The following is a 17,351-nucleotide window of genomic DNA, read 5'->3' on the forward strand; positions in this document are numbered from 1 at the left end:
CATCACCCCTTGACGCCGCCAGCGGTCAACCCGCCGACGAGGTGCTTCTGGAGAGCGAAGAACAACGCCATGACCGGCGCGGACACCACGAGCGCGCAGGCGGCGAACTTGCCCCACTCCACCTTGTACTCGCCCACGTACCGCTGGAGGGCGACGGGCAGGGTGAAGCGGGTCGGGTCGTTTATCAGCGTGGCGGCGAGGACGAACTCGTTCCACGCCGTCATGAAGGAGAACAGCGCCGTCACGGCCAGCGCGGGGCGGGCCAGCGGCAGCACCACACGGAGGAACACCTGGAGGGGCGAGGCCCCGTCCATCACCGCCGCTTCCTCCAGCTCGCGCGGCAGCGTGTCGAAATAGCCCTTCAACATCCAGATGCAGAAGGGCAGGGCGGTGGTGGCGTACACCAGCACCAGCCCGGTGAGGCTGTCGAGCAGCCGCAGCTTCTGCAGGATGCTGTAGATGGGCACCAGCATCAGCGTCGCCGGGAACATCTGGGTGATGAGCAGCGCCTGCATGCCGCCCTCCTTCCCCGGGAAGCGGAAGCGCGACAGCGCGTACGCCGCCGTCACCGCCAGCGTCAGCCCCACCACCGTCGTCGCGCCGGACACGATGATGCTGGAGAGCACCTGCCGGCCGAACACCCACCGGCCCTGCACGTCCGTGCTCAGGAGCACCTCCCGGAAGTGGTCGAACGTCACCGCGTCCGGGAAGGGGTTGGCCGTGAGCGACAGGCCGTCCGACGGGGACAGCGCCATCTTCACCACCCAGAGGACCGGGTAGAGCGTCACCATGCACATCAGGCTCAGCCCGGCGTGGATGAAGGCCATCTTCAGGCCCGAGGGCTTCTTCATCACGCCGCCTCCTCGGTGCGCATCAGCCGCTTGGTGAAGACCGACCAGCCCAGGAGCACCACGAAGATGAGCACCGAGTACGCGGCGGCGAAGCCGTACTGCTCGTTGCGCTGGAAGGCCCAGCGGAACGCCTCGGAGACCAGGATGTCGGTGGCGCCGCCCGGCTCGCCTCCGGACACCAGGTAGATGATGTTGAACATGTTGAACGTCCACACGCTGCCCAGGATGACCGCTGGCAGCATGGCGGGCTTGAGCAGGGGCAGGGTGATGTGCCGGAACTGCGTCCAGCGGCTGGCCCCGTCCACCTCCGCGGCCTCGTAGAGCTCCGGGGGAATCGACTGCAGCGCGCCCAGCGCCACCACCATCATGAACGGGAAGCCCAGCCACGTGTTGGTGGCCACGTTGGCCGCGAATGCGGTGGAGAAGCGCGTGAACCAGCTCACCGGCTCCAGCCCCAGCGCCACGAGCAGCCCGTTGATGGCCCCGAACTGTTGGTGGAACATGCCCTTCCACATCAGCGCGGTGATGTAGTTGGGCACCGCCCACGGGATGATGAGCAGCACCCGATACACGCCGCGCAGCTTGAGCAGCGGGTCCTTGAGCAGGAGCGCCAGCCCCAGGCCGATGCTCACGTGCAGCACCACGTTCATCGCCGCCCACAGCAGCGTCACCACCAGCGTGAAGTAGAACGAGAGCGGCTCGGTGATGCTGTAGCCACGGCTGGCCAGGATGTCGACGAAGTTGGCCAGGCCCACGAAGGTGTACTGCCCCGCGTCGTGGTGGAACAGCGACAGCCCCAGGCCCACCGAGAAGGGGATGAACACCAGCACCAGCAGGCCCACCGCCGCGGGCGCCACGTACCTCGCCGCGCGGGCCACGTCCGGGTAGCGCTGGCGGAAGGTCATCCCCGGTGCGGGCCGGCGCAGCACCCACGCGGTGCCGCCCAGCGCCATGACGCCCGCGAGCCCCAGCCAGGGCACGGGGTTGGCCTCGGGGGGACGCTCGCGGTGCAGCGCGCGGTAGCGGCGGTCCGCCAGCGCGCCCGCGTCCTCGGGCTGGGCGCCGCCCTGGAGCACCGCGCGCAGGGTGAGCTTCATCGGCTCCCACACCCGGGCCATCTCCAGCGTGTTGGGCATGGGCGTGGCGTTCACCGCCGCCTCGCGGAACGAGGAGATGAGCGTGTCGTCCTTCACCGCCTGGAGCTGGTACGCCTGCACGTCCGCCGGGATCTGCCGGCCCACCGTGGTGCGCACCCGAGACGCCTCGCCCAGCGACAGGAAGCGCGCCAGCTGGTGTGCCCGCGGCGCCTGCTCCGTGCGGGCCGAGACGAACGCGGCCTCCACGCCCAGGAAGGGACGCAGGGGCGTGCCCGTCTCGCTCACCGTGGGCAGCGCCACCACGCGGTAGGACACCGACGGGGCAATCTCACCCGCGAACCAGGGGCCGCTGATGATCATCGCCGCGCGGCCGTCGTTGAAGAGCGTCTTCACCAGCGCCCCGCTCACCTCCTGGGGCATCAGCTTCTCGTCCTGGAGCTTCTTCACGAACGCCAGCGAGCGCGCCATGCCCGGCGTGTCGAAGCTCGCCTTGCCCGCCTCGTCGAAGAGCTTGCCGTCGAATCCGAAGAGGAAGGGCGCGTGGAAGTAGAAGTCCCCGCTCTCGTACGCGAGGCCGAAGCGGCCTTCGGCGGGGTTGGACAGCGTGGGCAACAGCGCCAGCAGCTCCGCCGTCGTCGCGGGCGGCCGGGGCACGAGCTTCGTGTTGATGTAGAGCGCCAGCGACTTGAGCGACATCGGATAGCCGAACACCTGGCCATCCACCTCCAGCGCCTCCACCGTGTTGGAGAAGTAGTCCTCGCGCTGGAAGGCGCCCGCCGTGGGCGCCACCAGGTTCTGCGAGTGGAAGTTGCGCAGCCGCTCGTGGTTGAAGATGAAGACGTCCGGGCCCGCGCCATGGGGGATGGCGTTGGTCAGCTTGGCCGCGTACGCGTCATAGGGCAGGGCGAGCAGGTCCACCCGCACGCCCGTCTCCTTCGTGAAGAGGTTCGTCGCCTCCAGCAGCGCCGTCTCCTCTCCGCCCCGGTACGCGTGCCACAGCTTGAGGGGCGCCGGGCCCTCCGCCGCGTGCGCGCACCAGGCCGCCGCGAGGAGCACCAGGGCGCAGAGTCTCCTCAAGACGCCACCTCCAGCGTCTCGCGCTGGGTGGGGTGGCGCAGGGCCTTGGTGCCGTCCTCGCTGAACACATGCAGCGCGTCCGCGACCGGCGCGAGCGCCACGTTGTCCCCCACCGAGACCTGGGTGCCCTTGTCGAAGCGCGCGGCCACCGGGCCCGCCTCCGTCGTCACGAAGGCGTAACCGTCGAACCCCAGCCGCTCCACCGCGTCCACCGTCCCGGACAGCGGCCCCAGCGCCGCCACGCGCAGGTCTTGAGGCCGCAGGCCCACCAGCACCCGCTCACCGCCCTGGGGTAGATCCTGAGGGCTCAGCAGGGTGAAGCCCTTGCCCACGAGGCTTCCGCCGTCGCGCCGGGCCTCCAGGAAGTTCATCGACGGCGAGCCCAGGAAGCCCGCCACGAACCGGTTGGCCGGGCGGTTGTAGAGCTCCAGCGGCGGCCCCACCTGCTGCAACACGCCGCCGTTGAAGACGGCCACCCGGGTGGCCAGCGTCATCGCCTCCACCTGGTCGTGAGTGACGTAGATCATCGTCGCGCCCAGCCGGCGGTGCAGCCGCGCCAGCTCCCCGCGCATCTGCACGCGCAGCGCCGTGTCCAGGTTGGACAGGGGCTCGTCGAAGAGGAACACCTGGGGCCGCCGGACGATGGCGCGTCCCATGGCCACGCGCTGACGTTGACCACCCGACAGGGCCTTGGGCTTGCGCTCCAGCAGGTGCCCCAATTCCAGCATCGAGGCGACCTCCGCCACCCGCGAGTCGATCTCCGCCTGGGGGAGCTTGCGCAGCGTCAGGCCGAAGGCCAGGTTCTCGCGCACCGTCATGTGCGGGTAGAGCGCGTACGACTGGAACACCATCGCCACGTCGCGGTCTCTCGGAGGCACGTCGTTGACCCGCTTGCCGCCGATGCTCACCTCGCCCGCGTCCACCTGCTCCAGCCCCGCGATGAGCCGCAGGAGCGTCGTCTTCCCGCAGCCGGACGGGCCCACCATGACCAGGAACTCGCCCTGTCCCACCTGAAGGTCCACGCCCTTCACGATGAGGTTGGAGCCAAACGACTTCTTGATGCCGTTCAGGGTGACTTCGGACAAGACGCTCTCGGAAAAATGGGGGGAGAACGGCCGCGCACATTACCCGGAGCCTCGCGCTTTCCCCAAACCTCCCCGGTTGGGCGCAGTGCGTTATTCTCGACGGAAGTCATCCGGAAGTTTCCGGTGTCCGTACCAATGCCCGGAGGGGGACGGGGCGGGGATGGCCGCCTTGTCAGCCCTGGAAGTCGCTTGTTATGGAAGCCGGCACCTGGTTCGTCGAGGTCTACCCCACCGCATGAGCACTCCCCGCTGGTCCCTTCCGAGGGGCATGACCCTGGTCTCGCTGCTGTTCACCCTCGGGTGCAGCGAGAGCGACTACGTCCGGCTGTATCACAGCGAGGCGCGCGCCCCGAGCTACACGGTGGAGGACGTGGAGTCCCTGAAGCACATGGGCGCCACCTTCGTGGATCAGGGGGTCAACTTCGCCCTCTACTCGGAGAACGCGACGCGCATCGAGCTGCTCCTGTTCGACGACCCGGAGGTGAACTCGCCCTCGCGCACCTATCCGCTCACCCGCTACGGGGACGTGTGGAACGTCTACGTGGAGGGCGTGGGCCTGGGCCAGCACTACGGCTTCCGGGCCTGGGGTCCCAACTGGGAGTTCGACCCGCGCTGGTTCCCCGGCTCCATCCACGGCTTCCGCGCGGACGCGGACGTGTATGGCAACCGCTTCAACCCGAACAAGCTGCTGACGGACCCGTACTCGAAGGCGCTGCACCGCGACCATGACTGGAGCAAGGGCAGCACCGCCAGCGGCCCGGCGCGCAACGAGGTGACGTACGCGGCCTCCGCCAAGAGCGTGCTGGTGCAGAGCGGCTACCAGTGGGGCGAGCTGGAGCGGCAGTACCGCGCCAACCGCGAGGACGAGCAGTGGGCGGGCCACAAGTGGCAGGACCTCATCGTCTACGAGGTCCACGCCAAGGGCTTCACCGCGGACCCCGCAAGTGGCGTGCGCTTCCCGGGCACCTACCGGGGCATGGGCGAGAAGGCCGACTACTTCAAGGATTTGGGCATCACCGCCGTGGAGCTGCTCCCCATCCACGAGAAGCCGCTGGATGGCGGCTACTGGGGCTACCAGACCATCAACTTCTTCGCGCCGGAGGTCTCCTACGCCGCGCACAAGCTGCCCCACCAGGTCATCGACGAGTTCAAGTGGATGGTGGAGGAGCTGCACAAGCGCGACATCGAGGTCATCGTCGACGTCGTCTACAACCACACCGGCGAGGGCGGGCTGTGGCGCGAGAAGCTGGAGTCCGACGACGTGCTGCCCGGTGAGCCGCTGGACTCGCTGGACCCGGCGGAGGTCGCGGGCCTGTACTCATTCCGCGGCATCGACAACCAGGCGTACTACGGGCTCAACGGCGACCGGCGCACGTACTGGAACAACACGGGCGTGGGCAACCAGACGCGGCCCAACCACCGCCCCATGCGCAAGCTCATCATCGACAGCCTGCGCTTCTACGTCGAAGAGCTGCACGTGGACGGCTTCCGCTTCGACCTGGCGCCCATCCTCGGCGAGAGAGATCAGGACTACAACCGCTGGGACGACCCGAAGAACACGGTGCTGCAGGAGATCATCGACGACCCGGTGCTCCAGAAGTACAACACCCGCATCATCGCGGAGCCCTGGAGCGCGGGCGGCTGGTACTGCATGCCGATGGGCGAGTTCCCCAACTCGCTCACCCAGCCGGGCAACGGCTGGTACGAGTGGAACGGCCGCTTCCGCGACTGGTGGCGCGCGTTCATCAACCGCGACGACTGGAAGCTCAACTCCAACGAGGGCTCGCTGTGCGGGCGCCCCGGCTCCGCGGACGGCGCGTTCCTGATGTACGGCAGCAAGGAGTGGTACGTGCGCAACGGGCGCAGGCCGTACCACTCGATGAACTTCATCACCGTGCACGACGGCTTCACGCTCTACGACCTGTTCGCCTACGAGGTGAAGCAGAACAAGTGCGGCCCGCTGAACCCGGTGTGCTGTGACACGCCCAACAGCCCCTTCTGCGACAAGGTCAGCGGCGAGGACCACAACCGCTCTCGCAACTGGGGCCCCATCGGCGACGCGCGCGCGGAGAGCATGCGCCGGCAGATGATGCGCAACGCCTTCATGGCGATGATGGTCAGCCACGGCACGCCGATGATTCTCGGAGGCGACGAGTGGATGCGCACGCAGCTGGGCAACAACAACGCCTACTCCACGCGCGCGGACAACCCCTTCAACTGGTACCAGTGGGGCGCGTACCTCGCGCGCGACGAGCGCCACCGGATGTACGAGTTCGTCAAGGCCGCCATCCGCCTGCGCAAGGAGCACGCCTACGCCTTCGCGCCGCCCGACTACGAGAAGGGCTCGCCGCTGGTGTGGAAGAGCGCACAGAACAGCGAGGAGGTGGGCTGGGACACCAAGCAGCTGATGATGCACTACCCGGACACGACGCACGGCCCGGAGCTGGTGGTGCTCATCAACATGGAGCCGCGCGCGGTGGAGTTCACCCTGCCGCCCGGGCGTCAGTGGAAGCGGCTCATCGACACGCAGGCGTACTTCGACAGCCCCGAGTACCTGTCCGCCACGGGCCTGGACCCGAGGGCCACGGGCAACTCGTGGCTGGACGCGCCGTCCCCGGTGACGGGGGCGACCTACGGGGTGCCGGAGCGGACCATCGTCGTCCTGCGCGCGGAGTAGGGGCAGGCAGGCGAGGTGCGCTATAAGCGGGGCCCGTCCATGCGAGTCCTGCCAGCGCGCCTCGGCGCCCTCCTGTTGCTCCTCATCCCGCTCGTCACCCTGGCCGACGCCACGAGGGACCGCTTCGGCGCCGCGGGCTACTTCCGCATCATGACCCGCCCGGACTTCTCGGGCGGCTCCGGCCAGCTGGGCTACTACTGGCTCTACGGCCGGCTCCTCAACGAGAGCCCCTACGGTGAGCTCAACCTGCGCCTGGACGTGCTCCAGGCCGCGCCGGGCTCCGACGAGGTCTGGGCGGAGGTGCACTCGCGCTTCTCCGGCACCTCGTTCCGTTCCGCGGACCCGGGCAATGGCTCGTTCCTCAACTTCCGCGCCGACTACCTCTTCGTGCGCGCGGGCAACATCCTGCTGGACCGCGTGACGTGGCAGCTGGGCACGCTCGAGGACCGCTGGAATGACTTGCACATCTACGACCAGCGCCCGGCGACGCTGCTCTGGGACACGGTGGGCCTGTCCGGCACGTACCAGGGCGACCGCTACGACGTGCTGCTCGCGGTGGGTGACAGCGGCTACACGCTGCGGCCCCAGAAGTACAACACGGTGCTCACCGGCGCCGCGTCCTTCCGCTACCGGCTGATTCCCGGACACCTGGAGGTCGGCCTGCGCGGCCAGCTGGGCTACGAGCCCAAGGTGCGGGGCAACCGCAACGCGCTCTACCGCTCGGAGTACGTCAACTACGAGGACTACGTGCGCCGGGAGGTGGTGCAGCGCTACTTCGAGGCCAACCCGGGCCTGGAGGACTACCTGGTGCCGGACCTGGCGCCCCGCAGCGCGCTGTCCTACCGCGCCATCGGCTACGTGGGCTTCGGCGGGCTGGGGCCGCTCATCTGGGACAACCTCTACCTCACGTTCGAGAAGAAGCACCCGGACCAGGCGTACACGGAGCGCTACCGCAATCGCGACTGGACGGTATTCATCGCGGACCAGACCGACGAGCGCTACGAGGCGTCGCTCGGCAACGAGGCGTACATCAAGCTCATCCCCGACAAGCTCGAGGCGCTGTGGGGCGTGTGGCTGGGCTACGCCTACAACAACGACAACGCCATCAAGCCGGGCGACGACGACCGCATCATCGCGTCCACGGTGGTGCGGCTGCAGTACTTCCTCACCGAGCGCGTGCACCTCCTGATGGAGACGAGCATCGCGCGCGAGAAGAGCCAGAACGGCAACGCGTACCGCAACCACGTGGACTCGGTGTTCACCAGCACGCGCGGCATCCCCGACGCGCGCGGCCTGGAGTTCGGCGACAGCGACACGCGCGACACGTGGCAGGGCAAGGTGGGCGTGGTGCTCAACCCCACCGGCCGCGGCATCTACGCGCGCCCCAGCCTGCGGCTGCTGTACGGCTTGCAGTACTCGTCGCAGCACGCGGCGTTCGGCAACTCGTTCGTGGACAGCCTGAACCAGTACAACCAGTACGTCGGCCCCGAGCGCCACTGGCACTCGGTGGTCGCCATCGAGGCCGAAGGATGGTTCTGAGACAGCGGTGGTTGTGGTCCCTGGTCCTCGCGCTGGTGGCCTCGGGCTGCCTGAAGCGGCAGGGGCCTCCGGTGCTGGCGCCGGAAGGGACGGTGGTGGCGGTGGCGTACATCCGCGACGACGCGCGGCGCGGCGCGGTGGCCAACGTGCCCGAGGGTGTGCGTCAGCGCGTGGCGGAGGTGCTGGCCAAGAGAAACCTCCAGGCGCGCGAGGTTCCCTACGACGAGTACGCCGCCGAGTTCGCGAAGGTGACGGACACGCAGCGCCGCTTCGCCATGCTCAAGGCCCGCGCCGGGGACGCGCCGCTGCTGCTCCTGGTGGAGACGCGGGTGACGTTCTTCGGGCAGGTGGGCGGGCGCTTCTCGTGGGACGTGTACGTGAAGACCACGGCCAACCGCGCCACGTCCGCGCTGGAGGCCACGAGCGACTCGGCGGACTACGGCGCCGCGCTCCAGTTCGACCAGCAGCGCGAGGACGACGCGCAGCTGGAGGTGGCCCGGCAGATTTCGGGACAGGCGGGCGCGCTGTTCGACTCGTTCCTCGCCTCGCCCATGCTGGTGCCGTCCACCGACGGTGGTCCGGGGCTGGTGCCCGGCCTGTCGGCGCCGGCCGGAGAGGGCATCGAGCCGGGCACGAGCACGCCCACCGAGCCGCCTCCTCCGCCCAAGCCCGCGCCCCAGCCGTACCGGGGCCAGTGGACGCCGCCGGAAGGCGACGCCATCTACTTCGTGATGGTGGACCGCTTCGCCAACGGGGACGTGACGAACGACGGGGTGGTGGATGCGAAGGACGCGCAGGCCTTTCACGGCGGAGACCTGCGTGGCGTCATCGACCGACTGGACGGGCTCAAGGCGCTCGGTGTCCGCACGGTGTGGCTTTCACCCGTCTTCCAGATGCGGACCGACAAGTTCTACGGGTACGGCGCCTTCCACGGCTACTGGGTGGAGGACTTCGGCCGGGTGGAGCCGCGCTTCGGTGACGAGGCCCTGCTGAAGGAGCTGTCCGCGGAGCTTCGCCGCCGCGACATGCGGCTGGTGCTGGACGTGGTGCTCAACCACGTGGGGCCGGAGACGCGGCTCACGCGCGAGCAGCCGACGTGGTTCCACGGGCTGGGGCCCATCGAGAACTGGAACGACTCGCGCGAGCTGGTGATGCGCGACGTGCACGGGCTGCCGGACCTGGCGGTGGAGCAGGAGGAGGTCTACCAGCACCTGCTCTCGCACTCGCTGAAGTGGGTGGATACGGTGAAGCCCGCGGGCTTCCGGCTGGACGCCGTCAAGCACCTGCCCATGGACTTCTGGGCCCGCTACAACGATGACCTGCGCGCGCACGCGGGCAAGGACTTCCTGCTGCTGGGCGAGCTGCTCGACGGCGACCCGGTGCTGCTGGCGCGGGTGATGAAGGAGGGCCGCTTCGGGACGATGTTCGACTTCCCGCTGGCCTTCGCGCTGGTGGATGTCTTCTGCCGGGGGCGCTCTCCTTCGCACCTGGGCGCCATCCTGTTCAACGACCGGTTCCAGCCTTCTCCCCAGTCGCTGGTGACGCTCCTGGACAACCACGACCTGCCCCGGGTGATGAGCGAGTGTGGCGGGGATGTGGAGAAGGTGAAGCGGGCGCTCGCGGTGCAGCTTACGGCGCGCGGCGTGCCGGCGCTGACGTATGGCATCGAAGAGGGGCTCACTGGCGCGAAGGAGCCGGAGAACCGGGGCGACATGCGCTTCACCGCGGACCATCCGCTGCGCGCGTGGATTGCCCGGTTGTTGGAAGCGCGTCGAGGCAGTGAGGCCCTCCAGCGTGGCGAGACGATGGTGCTCGCCGCCCGGGAGGACTTCTTCGCCTACGTCCGCGTGACGCCGGATGACGCGTTCTTCGTCGGCATCAACTCCGGGACCGAGCGGCGTGTCGCGTTCCTGCCCTCGGGGCTCGGGGATGGGCACGGCATCGAGCCGCTGACGGGAAAGCGCTCCATGCTGGGGCGGCTCGCGGAGTCGGCCTATTGGCACGTCGAGGTGAAGCCGGGCGAGGTGTCGCTGGTGCGGCTCAAGGCGGCCACGCCGGGCGGCCACGCGGCGCTGGTGGAGATGGCTCGGACCGGGTGGAAGGGGGAGGGGCCTCGACGCACCGTGGTGCTCCAGACGGGAGACGCGGCGGTGAGGGTGGTGGGCGGAGGCCCGGAGCTGGGAGGCTGGAAGCCCGAGCGCTCGCTGCGCCCGGAAGCCGGCGCCGTCACTCTGTCGCTGCCCGAGGGCGGGGTCTTCGAGTACAAGCTCGTGCGAGAGGACGGCCCGGGGAAGTTCTCCTGGGAGGGCGGCCCCAACCGCCTGCTTTTCGTCCCGGAGCTGAAGACGGAGGAGGGCCCCGTGCAGGTGCCCGTGGCGTGGGAGCAGCGCTCCGTGAAGGGGCCGCCTTTCCTCCGCTTCTGTCCGCCGTTGTTGGCGATGTCGACCTCCAAGCTGTGCACCGACTGACCGAGAGCCCGAAGTGAACGACCGACTCCTCCGCGCCGCGCGCCGCCAGCCCACCGACACCACGCCCGTGTGGCTCATGCGCCAGGCGGGCCGCTACCTGCCCGAGTACCGGGCCATCCGCGGCAACATCGCCTTCCTGGACCTGTGCAAGCACCCGGACCTGGCCGCCGAAGTCACCGTGCAGCCGGTGACGCGGCTGGGCGTGGACGCGGCCATCATCTTCTCCGACATCCTCATCCCCGTGGAGGCCATGGGCATCCACCTGGAGCTGGGGGACAAGGGGCCGCACTTCCCGAACCCCGTGCGCACCGCGGCGGACATCGACAAGCTGGGCGTGCCGGACCCCGTGGAGGGCACGGGCTTCGTGGCGGAGGCCATCCGCCGCACGCGCAAGGCGCTCAACGACTCGGTGCCCGTCATCGGCTTCGCGGGCGCGCCCTTCACGCTGGCCGCGTACATGGTGGAGGGCGGCGGCTCCAAGAGCTACATCCTCATCAAGCGGCTGATGTTCGAGCAGCCGGAGCTGGCGCACCGCCTGTTCGGCAAGCTCACCGACACGCTCATCCCTTACCTCAAGATGCAGGTCGAGGCGGGGGCGAGCATCGTTCAAATCTTCGACTCGTGGGGCGGCGAGCTGTCGCCGTGGGACTACGAGCGCTTCTGTCTGCCGTACCTGACGCGCATGGTGTCCGAGCTGAAGGCCACGGGCGTGCCCGTCATCGTCTTCGGCGTGGGCATGTCCACGCACCTGTCCCTGCTCAAGAGCACGGGCGCGGACGTGGTGGGCCTGGACTGGACGCTGCCCATGGACGAGGGCCGCAAGGTGCTGGGCCCGGACGTCGCGGTGCAGGGCAACCTGGACCCCTTGCACCTGTTCCTGCCGCGCGAGGAGCTGGAGGGCCGCGTGAAGGACATCCTCCTGCGCGCGGGCCCCACGGGGCACATCTTCAACCTGGGCCACGGCATCCTCCCGCCCACGGACCCCGAGGCCGCGAAGTTCGCCGTCGAGGCCGTGCACCGCCTGGGCACGGCGCTGCGTCAGGGCACGCTCAAACCGTAGCGGTTTCCCGCATGTCGACGTGGCTCCTCCACGCGCGCGGGCGTAACCGGACACGCCACAGTCCGCTCGGACTGTGGCGTGGAATGTCTCGCCGCGAGGTCCTCGAGCGGCGCGTCATCCTCTGACGGACGGGAGGGCATGGCGGTTGCTCAGTGGCCGGCCGCGGCGCGCCCTTCCTTCTTCTCGACCTGGAGTTCTCCGACGTGGCCTGGCGCGGCCGAACCCGCCACACCCCGAGGAGCTCCATGTCTTCGCCTCATCCCCGAGTCCACTTCAGCACCGTCTTCAGCATGCTCGCCCTCCTGGCTGTCACCTGGGGCGGCGCCGCGCGCGCGCAGACCTTCACCCACGGCATCGCGGACAACTTCGCCGCGCCGACCGAGGCGGTGTCGCCCAGCACGGGCATGCTCAACTACATCGCCGCGAACTACACCTATCCCGGCTCGCGTCCGTTCGACGACATGAGCATCGACCGGTGGTTCGCCACCACCTTCACCAACCTGCGCCGGCTGGGCCCCATCTGTGGCGCCACGCTGCGCATGGTGGTGCGCAACGGTGACACCAACGACTCCATGGGCCTGCTCTTCATGGGCCCCGCGGGCACGCAGCTGGCCACGGGCTGGGGCGCGTCGCTGGCGAGCCTGGGCATCCCGCTCTACGGCTCCGGCACCGTCTCGCTGAACCTGGCCGCGCTGCCCGGCGGCGTGAACCTCATCCCCACCCTCAACGCGCAGGGCTTCGTGGACGTCTTCGCCCAGGATGACTCGGCGGTGGACTTCGTCACGCTCGTCGTCACGCAGTGCCGCGTGGACGTGTACTCGAAGGACAACGGCGGCGACTTCGGCAACACGCCGACGGTGGACCCCATCTGGGTGAGCCCGGACATCCGCGTGTGCCAGAACGCCGGCTGCGTGGGCCACCAGAACCCGGAGTTCGGCCAGACGAACTACGTCTACGTCACGCTGCGCAACAACGGCCCGCTCGTGCCCGTGGGCAACACGGCCAGCGGCACGCTGCACGTCTACTACACGGGCTCGGGTGGCGCGGCGCTGTGGCCCATGGACTGGGCGCCCATCGGCTCCATCTCCGTGGCGGGCATCGCCCCGGGCGCCAACGTGGAGGTGATGGTGCCGTGGAACGGCGTGCCCGCGCCGGGCCACTACTGCCTGCTGACGCGCTGGGTGTCCTCGCAGGACCCGATGACGCTGGTGGAGGCGACCAACTCCAACACGCTCAACAACACGCGCTGGAACAACAACCTGGCGTGGAAGAACGTCAACGTCGTCAACCTGTCGCCCTTCGCGCCCGTGCGTGACTTCGACTTCCGCGTGCGCAACCTGCTGCGCGACAGGCCCAGCCTGGCGCACCTGGAGATCCGCAACGGCGACGTGGATCTGCCGTCCTTCCTGGAGCGTGGACAGGTGCTCGTCACGCTGCCCTCCGAGCTGTGGGACCGCTGGGGCCACGAGGGCCAGGGCTTCGAGGTGGTGGGCGAGCAGACCGTGCGCATCGTCAATCCGCAGGGCGCCCGGCTGGACGGCCTGTGGCTGGACCCGGACGGCGCGCACCACGTCAACGTGCGCTTCGTCTCGCAGGGCACCGCCGTGGAGCAGGGCCGCTTCGCCGTCGAGGTGGTGCAGCACTCGGCCAGCCCCGAGCAGCCCGACAAGGTCGAGGAGGCGGGCGGTGTCCGCTTCGACATCGTCCTGGGACCGCAGGCCGACGGAAAGAAGTAGCGAAGGCGTGTCCCTCGCGTGAGTGAGGGACGACCGAAGCACACGGGGCGGAGGCCTCACCCCCTCCGCCCCGTGGCTCCCTCGCTGGAGGAGGGAGCGCGCCAAGTGCTCGCGGATTGACTCTTGAATCAACAGAGGGTTGACGCGCCGCATCAGCGCTCATTAGAAGTGCCCCACTCGACGTCCAGGAGGGTGAGGCACACATGGCAAGCCAGAAGCGCAACAGTCACCGGAGGGTGGCCATCGTCCGGGGGCTGCGGACGCCGTTCGTGAAGGCGGGCACGGTGTTCTCCGGGCTCACCGCGCTGGACCTGGGACGGATGGTGGTCCAGGAGCTGGTGCAGCGCTCGGACCTGGACCCGAACGTCATCGACCAGCTCGTCTTCGGGCAGGTGATTCCGACGCTGACGGGGCCGTCCATCGCGCGCGAGGTGGTCATCGCGGCGGGGCTGCCGCTCAAGATTGAAGCGGCCACGGTGACGCGCGCGTGCGCGACGTCCATCCAGGCGCTGACGACGGCGGGCAACGCGATTGCGCTGGGCTACTCGGACGTGGCCATCGCCGGGGGCACCGAGGCGATGTCGGACCCGCCGGTGTTCACCAGCCGGCCCCTGGCGCACGCGCTGGCGGCGGCGTCCAAGGGGCGCTCGCTGGGCGAGAAGCTCAAGCCCTTCCAGAAGCTCAAGGCGCAAGATTTGGTGCCCGTGCCGCCCGCCATCGCCGAGTACTCCACGGGCCTGTCCATGGGGGAGAGCGCGGAGAAGATGGCGAAGGAGAACGGCATCTCCCGCGAGGAGCAGGACCGCATCGCGCTCTCGTCGCACAAGAACGCGGCGGCGGCGTGGAAGGACGGCCGCTTCGACGACGAGGTGATGCACGTGTCGGTGCCGCCGAAGTACGAGCAGACGGCCACGCGCGACAACATCATCCGCGAGGACACCAGCCTGGAGGCGCTGGGCAAGCTCAAGCCGGTGTTCGACCGGAAGTACGGCACGGTGACGGCGGGCAACGCGTCGCCGCTGACGGACGGCGCGGCGGCGCTGTTGCTCATGAGCGAGGAGCGGGCGCGGGAGCTGGGCTACGAGCCCCTGGGCTACCTGCGCTCGTACGCGTACGCGGCCACGGACCCGGGCGACCAGCTGTTGCAGGGGCCGGTGTACGCGGTGCCCACGGCGCTGGCGCGCGCGGGGCTGAAGCTGTCGGACATCGACCTCGTCGAGATGCACGAGGCGTTCGCCGCGCAGGTGGCGAGCAACCTCCAGGCGCTGGCGTCGAAGAGCTTCGCGAAGAAGGCGGGCTGGGCGGAGCCGGTGGGGGAGGTGGACCGCGAGCGGCTGAACGTGACGGGGGGCTCCATCGCCATCGGTCATCCCTTCGGGGCGACGGGGGCGCGCATCGTCACGCAGGCCCTCAACGAGCTGAAGCGTCGGAACAAGAACACGGTGATGTGCACCGTCTGCGCCGCCGGCGGCCTGGGCGCCGTGGTGGTCCTGGAGCGTGCGTGATGGCCATCCAACTCGAAGAGCTTCAGGCGAAGCAGGGCTTCTCCCTCCAGGTCGAGGACGGCGTCGCCGTCGTCACGTTCGACCTGCCGGACTCCGCCGTGAACACGCTGAGCCCGGAGGTGGGCGCGGCGTTCTCCCGGCTGCTGGACGAGGCGGAGCGCGAGGCCGACGTGAAGGCCCTGGTGTTCATCTCCGGCAAGAAGGACAGCTTCGTCGCCGGGGCGAAGATTGACTACCTCCAGACGCTGAAGACGGCAGAGGAGGCCACCGCGATGAGCCAGCAGGGGCAGGCGGGGTTCGACCGGCTGGAGGCCTTCCCCAAGCCTGTCGTGGCTGCCATCCACGGCGCGTGTCTGGGCGGCGGGCTGGAGTGGGCGCTGGCGTGCCACTACCGCATCGCCACGGACAGCCCGAAGACGACGCTCGGCCTGCCGGAGGTGCAGCTGGGCCTGCTTCCGGGCGCGGGCGGGACGCAGCGGCTGCCCGCGCTCATCGGCGCGCAGGCGGCGCTGGACCTCATCCTCACGGGCAAGAACGTGAAGCCGGCGAAGGCTCGCAAGCTGGGCATCGTCGACGAGGTGGTGCCGGTGCCCATCCTGCGCGCCATCGCGGTGCAGCGCGCGAGGGAGCTGGCGGCGGGCACGCTCAAGCCGGTGCGCGCGCACGGCCAGGGCCTGAAGTCAGTGGGGCAGAAGAAGGGGCTCGCGGGCTTCTTCCAGGGGCTGGCGAACAAGGAGCTGTGGGCGGAGGTGGCGCTCGAGGACAATCCGCTGGGGCGCAAGGTCCTGTTCGATGCGGCCCGGAAGCAGCTGCTCAAGAAGACGCGCGGCAAGTACCCCGCTCCGGAGAAGGCCCTGCGGGTGGTGCGCACGGGCCTGGAGTCCGGGCGCGAGGCGGGGCTCGCGGCCGAGGCGAAGGCGTTCGGCGAGCTGGTGATGTCGGACGTCTCCAAGCGGCTGGTGGAGGTGTTCTTCGCGACGACGGCGCTGAAGAAGGAGAACGGCACGTCGGACGCGAGCGTGAAGCCGCGCGAGGTGAAGAAGGTTGCGGTGCTGGGCGGCGGGCTGATGGGCGGCGGCATCGCCTACGTGGCCGGCGTGCTGCAGGGCGCGCAGGTGCGGGTGAAGGACAAGGACGACGCGGGGGTGGCGCGCGCGCTCAAGCAGGTGCAGGGCATCCTGGATGAGCGCGTGAAGAAGCGCTCGCTCACCTGGCGCGAGGCGGCGGCGAAGCAGGCGCGAATCACCGCGGGCACCGACTACAGCGGCTTCAAGTCGGCGGACCTGGTCATCGAGGCGGTGTTCGAGGACCTGAAGCTCAAGCACCGCATCCTCGCGGAGGTGGAGGCCGTCACCGGGCCCGACGCCATCTTCGCGTCCAACACCTCCAGCATCCCGATTACCGAGCTGGCCAAGGGCAGCAAGCGGCCCGCCCAGGTCATCGGCATGCATTACTTCAGCCCGGTCAACAAGATGCCGCTCTTGGAGATCATCACCCACGCGGGCACGGCGGACCAGGTGACGGCCACGTGCGTGGAGGTGGGGCGCAAGCAGGGCAAGACGGTCATCGTCGTCAACGACGGGCCGGGCTTCTACACCTCGCGCATCCTCGCGCCGTACCTGAACGAGGCGGCGTACCTGCTGGCCGAGGGCGCGGACATCGCCGCCCTGGACAAGGCGCTGGTGGAGTTCGGCTTCCCGGTGGGACCGATGACGCTGCTGGACGAGGTGGGCATCGACGTGGCCCACAAGGTCAGCCCCATGATGGAGGCGGCCTTCGGCAAGCGCATGGCCGCGCCCAAGTCGCTGGACGGCGTGGTGGCCGACGGCCGGCTGGGCCGCAAGAGCCAGAAGGGCTTCTACCTCTACGAGAACGGAAAGAAGAAGGAGGTGGACCCCACCGTCTACGGCCTGTTGCCGCACGGCAAGGAGCGCAAGGGCTTCGACGCCTCGGAGATGGCGGAGCGGCTGGTGCTGCAGATGGTGAACGAGGCCATCCGGTGCCTGGGCGAGGGCATCCTCCGCAGCGCGCGCGACGGCGACGTGGGGGCCATCTTCGGCCTGGGCTTCCCGCCGTTCCTCGGCGGTCCGTTCCACTACGCGGACGCGCGGGGGCTCTCGGAGGTGCTGCGCAAGCTGGAGCACTACCAGGACAAGCTGGGTGAGCGCTTCACGCCCGCGCCGCTCCTGGTGGAGATGGTCAAGGAAGGCAAGACGTTCTACCCGCGCTGAGGCGTGGGTTCCCGCCGCTCCGGTG

General features: G+C 69.3%; 10 protein-coding genes. 7 read left to right on the plus strand and 3 right to left on the minus strand.

Features of this window, described 5'->3' with window-relative positions; translation table 11 throughout:
* Positions 1-2 precede the first annotated feature (2 nt).
* Genes OWM54_RS32720 through OWM54_RS32730 form a run of 3 tightly spaced genes read right to left on the minus strand, consistent with a single transcriptional unit; the run spans position 3 to position 4,110 of the window.
* Entirely contained in the window at positions 3-851 is an 849-nt protein-coding gene (locus OWM54_RS32720; RefSeq protein WP_141322919.1) for a sugar ABC transporter permease, read from the minus strand.
* Positions 851-3,025, minus strand: a complete 2,175-nt coding sequence (locus OWM54_RS32725) for an extracellular solute-binding protein (RefSeq protein ID WP_267700017.1) — start codon at positions 3,023-3,025, stop codon at positions 851-853. Before OWM54_RS32725 ends, OWM54_RS32720 begins: the two co-directional genes overlap by 1 nt.
* Entirely contained in the window at positions 3,022-4,110 is a 1,089-nt protein-coding gene (locus OWM54_RS32730) for an ABC transporter ATP-binding protein (RefSeq protein WP_267700018.1), read from the minus strand. Before OWM54_RS32730 ends, OWM54_RS32725 begins: the two co-directional genes overlap by 4 nt.
* 268 nt (positions 4,111-4,378) lie before the next feature.
* Here OWM54_RS32730 and OWM54_RS32735 point away from each other — a divergent pair, with 268 nt between their 5' ends.
* From OWM54_RS32735 to fadJ, 7 genes are all read left to right on the plus strand, one after another.
* Positions 4,379-6,787 carry a glycogen debranching protein gene (locus tag OWM54_RS32735; protein ID WP_141322916.1) on the plus strand — a complete coding sequence of 803 codons (2,409 nt, stop codon included), beginning with the start codon at positions 4,379-4,381 and terminating at the stop codon, positions 6,785-6,787.
* 39 nt (positions 6,788-6,826) lie between these two features.
* Entirely contained in the window at positions 6,827-8,326 is a 1,500-nt protein-coding gene (locus OWM54_RS32740) for a carbohydrate porin (protein WP_141322915.1), read from the plus strand.
* Positions 8,317-10,794, plus strand: coding sequence for an alpha-amylase family glycosyl hydrolase (locus OWM54_RS32745; protein WP_267700019.1), 2,478 nt, complete (start codon positions 8,317-8,319; stop codon positions 10,792-10,794). The genes OWM54_RS32740 and OWM54_RS32745 overlap by 10 nt, the downstream gene beginning before the upstream one ends.
* 13 nt (positions 10,795-10,807) lie before the next feature.
* Positions 10,808-11,854: a uroporphyrinogen decarboxylase gene (gene hemE / locus OWM54_RS32750; protein WP_267700020.1), complete on the plus strand. Its 1,047-nt coding sequence runs from the start codon at positions 10,808-10,810 to the stop codon at positions 11,852-11,854.
* A 245-nt stretch (positions 11,855-12,099) separates the two neighbouring features.
* On the plus strand, positions 12,100-13,590 hold the full coding sequence (locus OWM54_RS32755; RefSeq protein WP_223745335.1) for a hypothetical protein: 1,491 nt from the start codon (positions 12,100-12,102) through the stop codon (positions 13,588-13,590).
* A gap of 203 nt (positions 13,591-13,793) precedes the next feature.
* On the plus strand, positions 13,794-15,095 hold the full coding sequence (fadI, locus tag OWM54_RS32760) for an acetyl-CoA C-acyltransferase FadI (RefSeq protein WP_223781928.1): 1,302 nt from the start codon (positions 13,794-13,796) through the stop codon (positions 15,093-15,095).
* Positions 15,095-17,326, plus strand: a complete 2,232-nt coding sequence (gene fadJ, locus OWM54_RS32765; RefSeq protein ID WP_267700022.1) for a fatty acid oxidation complex subunit alpha FadJ — start codon at positions 15,095-15,097, stop codon at positions 17,324-17,326. Before fadI ends, fadJ begins: the two co-directional genes overlap by 1 nt.
* Positions 17,327-17,351: the final 25 nt, after the last annotated feature.

It is taken from the genome of Myxococcus sp. MISCRS1, assembly GCF_026626605.1.
GTDB classification, from domain to species: domain Bacteria; phylum Myxococcota; class Myxococcia; order Myxococcales; family Myxococcaceae; genus Myxococcus; species Myxococcus fulvus.